The organism is Mesorhizobium sp. M1A.F.Ca.IN.020.06.1.1 (assembly GCF_004023265.1).
Lineage (GTDB): Bacteria > Pseudomonadota > Alphaproteobacteria > Rhizobiales > Rhizobiaceae > Mesorhizobium.
Genome location: NZ_RZSR01000653.1, coordinates 1 through 3471 on the forward strand (window position 1 = coordinate 1; position 3471 = coordinate 3471).

The 3471-nt window shown below is 65.0% G+C and carries 3 protein-coding genes; all 3 read left to right on the forward strand.

Features of this window, described 5'->3' with window-relative positions:
- On the forward strand, nt 1-1236 hold a 1236-nt coding region (locus EOA60_RS24330), incomplete at its 5' end, for a malonate decarboxylase subunit alpha (RefSeq protein ID WP_128312020.1).
- Nucleotides 1229-2005, forward strand: coding sequence for an enoyl-CoA hydratase/isomerase family protein (locus EOA60_RS24335; RefSeq protein ID WP_095823590.1), 777 nt, complete (start codon nt 1229-1231; stop codon nt 2003-2005). The genes EOA60_RS24330 and EOA60_RS24335, both read left to right, overlap by 8 nt.
- Before the next feature lie 10 nt (nt 2006-2015).
- Nucleotides 2016-3471 (forward strand): aldehyde dehydrogenase family protein (locus EOA60_RS24340; protein ID WP_128312022.1); only part of this gene is annotated, 1456 nt, incomplete at its 3' end.

Consider the following 3471-nt stretch of genomic DNA (forward strand, 5'->3'; position numbering starts at 1 on the left):
GCGGCCGCCAAGCGTCCCGGCGTGCTGACCAAGGTCGGCCTCGACACTTTCGCCGACCCTCGCCACCAGGGCTGCGCCATGAACGCCGCCGCCAGCGAGCCGATCGTCTCGGTGCAGCAGTTCGACGGCGAGGAGTGGCTCTATTTCCGCGCCATCGTCCCCAACGTCTCGATCATCCGCGCCACCTCCGCCGACGAGCGCGGCAACCTCACCTACGAGCATGAGGGCGCCTATCTCGGCGGTCTCGAACAGGCATTGGCTGCCCGCAACAATGGCGGCATCGTCATTGCGCAGGTTAAGCGCATCGTCGAGAACGGAACCCTCAAGCCGCACGATGTGCGCGTGCCCGGCGTCTTGGTCGACCATATCGTGGTCGCGCCCGATCAGCTGCAGACGACGCAGACGGCTTACGACCCGGCGATCTCGGGCGAGATCTTCCGGCCGCTCTCCACCTTCCGCACCCCGGAGATGAACATCCAGAAGGTGATCGCGCGCCGCGTCGCCATGGAGTTGCGCGACGGCATGGCCGTCAATATCGGCTTCGGCATCTCCGCCAACGTGCCGCGCATTCTTCTCGAGGAAGGCCAGCACGGCAAGGTCACCTGGGTGATCGAGCAGGGCGCGGTCGGCGGCGTGCCGCTGCTCGACTTCAAGTTCGGCTGCGCCTCGAATGCCGAGGCGATCATGCCCTCGCCGCACCAGTTCATCTATTTCCAGGCCGGCGGCTTTGACGCCTCGCTCCTGTCCTTCCTGCAGATCGACCGCCACGGCTCGGTCAACGTGTCGAAGCTTTCGGCGAGACCGCATGTGACGGCCGGCGCCGGCGGCTTCGTCGATATCACCGCGCGGGCGAAGAAGATCGTCTTCTCCGGCTTCTTCAATGCTGGCGCCAAGCTTTCGCTGGCGAACGGCGCCCTCCGCATCGACCAGGAAGGCAAGGTGAAAAAGATCGTCGAGGAGGTCGAGCACATCTCCTTCTCCGGCAAGCGCGCGGTCGCGCAAGGCCAGGACATTACCTATGTCACCGAACGCTGTGTGATGAAGCTGACCCAGGCCGGGCTGATGGTGACCGAGCTGGCGCCCGGCATCGATCTCGAACGCGATGTGCTGGCGCAGGCCGACACTCCGCTCGCCGTCGCAAACGACCTCAAGATCACGCCGGCGTCGCTCTATCAGGATCGGCCGATCGGCCTGTCGCTCAACGGCGGCGCTTCACTTGGAGGCGCGCATGGCTGAGCGCCTCGTCACCTTCGAGCAGGATGGCGCGATCGGTACCGTGACGCTCAGGCGGCCGGAAAAGTTCAACGCGCTCGACATTCCGATGCTGCGCGCGCTCGAAGCCGCGCTCGACAAGGCCGAGCTGGCCGAGGGTGTCCGTGTCGTGCTCATCAGCGGCGAAGGCAAGGGTTTTTGCGCCGGCGGCGACGTCGAGGCCTGGGCACAATTAAGCGCCGCCGATTTCCAGGTTCAATGGGTGCGCTACGGCCATCGTGTCTTCGACCGGCTGGCGCGGCTTCGGCAACCGACAATCGCCGTGCTGTCCGGCCATGCGCTGGGCGGCGGCTTGGAATTGGCCGCCGCCTGCGATTTTCGCGTCGCCGAAACCCAGATCAAGCTCGGCTTTCCCGAGACCTCGATCGGCGTCGTGCCCGGCTGGTCTGGTACGCAGCGCGCTGTGCGCCGCTTCGGTGCACAGATCGTGCGGCGCATGGCGCTTGGCGGCGAGATTTTTCTGGCGAACGAGGCGCTCGCCCTCGGCGTCGTCGACCGCGTCGTCGAAACCGGCAAGGCCTTGGATGAAGCAAAAGCCTGGGGAGAAAAGATCGCCGAGCGTGGTCCGCTCGCAACCGAGGCCGCCAAGCTGATGATCGGCATTGCCGAAGGCGAGGAAGACGCCGCCGCCACGGAAGCGCTGGCCAGCGGCTTCATTGCGCTCACCGGCGACCTCAAGGCCGGTGTCGGCGCCTTCAAGGCCAGGCACAAGCCGGACTTTTCGAGATCCTAGAGAAGATACGATGAACGCACCGCTTAACATTTCCATGCCGGTCGAAGCGTCTCAGGCGCCGAAGAGCTACAAGCTTCTGATCGACGGCAAACATGTCGATGCCCGGGACGGCCGCACGATCGAACGCAACAGTCCCGGCCACGGTTTTGCGGTTTCACGCTATGCGCAGGCGGGTGCTGCGGAAGTCGACGCTGCGGTGCAGGCAGCTCACAAGGCCTTCGAGGCCGGCGCATGGCCGCGCATGAAGGCGTCGGAACGCGCCGCGGTGCTGCTCAAAGCGGCCGATCTGATCGAGGGCCGACTGGAAGAGATTGCCAGGCTCGACGCGTTGGAATCCGGCAAGCCGATCGCGCAGGCGCGCGGCGAGATCGGCGGCGCCGTCGACATCTGGCGCTATGCCGCTTCGCTTGCTCGCACGCTCCATGGCGAGAGCTATGCCAATCTCGGCGATGACATGCTGGGCGTGGTGCTGCGCGAGCCGATCGGCGTCGTCTCGATCATCACGCCGTGGAATTTTCCCTTCCTGATCGTCAGCCAGAAACTGCCCTTCGCGCTCGCCGCCGGCTGCACTGCCGTGGTCAAGCCGAGCGAGATGACCTCGGCGTCGACCTTCGTGCTCGGCGATATCCTGCTGCAGGCCGGCCTGCCGGCGGGTGTCGTCAACATCCTCGCCGGCCTGGGTAGCGATGTCGGCGCGCCGATGGTCAGGCATCCGCTGGTTGAGATGGTGTCCTTCACCGGCTCGACCCGCGTCGGCAAGATGACGATGGCGGCGGCGTCCAGTTCGCTGAAGAAGGTGTCGATGGAGCTCGGCGGCAAGAACGGCCAGATCGTCTTCCCCGACGCCGATCTCGAAGCAGCGGCGGATGCCGCAGTCTTCGGCGGCTTCTTCAACGCCGGCGAATGCTGCAATGCCGGCAGTCGGCTGATCGTGCATGAGGCGATCGCGGACGACTTTCTCGGCGCAGTCAAGGCGCTGGCCGAGAGGGTGAAAGTCGGCGATCCGCTTGACGACCGCACCAAGGTCGGCGCGATGATCTCGGCCGACCACATGGCAAAGGTAGCCGGCTATGTGACGGCGGCCAAGACCAGCGGCGGCAGCGTCTTCAGCGGCGGCGAACAGCTCGCCTCCAACGCCGGCCAGTATCTCGATCCGACCATTGTCCGCAACGTTACCGAGGACATGGAAATCGCGCGCGAGGAAGTCTTCGGGCCGGTGCTGTCCGTGCTCACTTTTGAAACGATTGAAAGGGCATTGCACATCGCCAACAACACGCCCTATGGTCTGTCTGCGGGAGTGTGGAGCGCCAGCATCGACACATGCATGTCGGTGGCGCGCGGTGTGCGTTCGGGGACGGTTTGGGTGAATACGTTCATGGAGGGTTATCCCGAACTGCCCTTCGGCGGCTACAAGCAATCCGGTCTCGGACGCGAACTCGGCAAACGCGCCGTCGAGGACTATCTGT

Excerpts from the sequence above, each read along its gene's own strand:
- EOA60_RS24335 (WP_095823590.1), top strand. The coding sequence starts at position 1,229 with ATGGCTGAGCGCCTCGTCACCTTCGAGCAGGATGGCGCGATCGGTACC.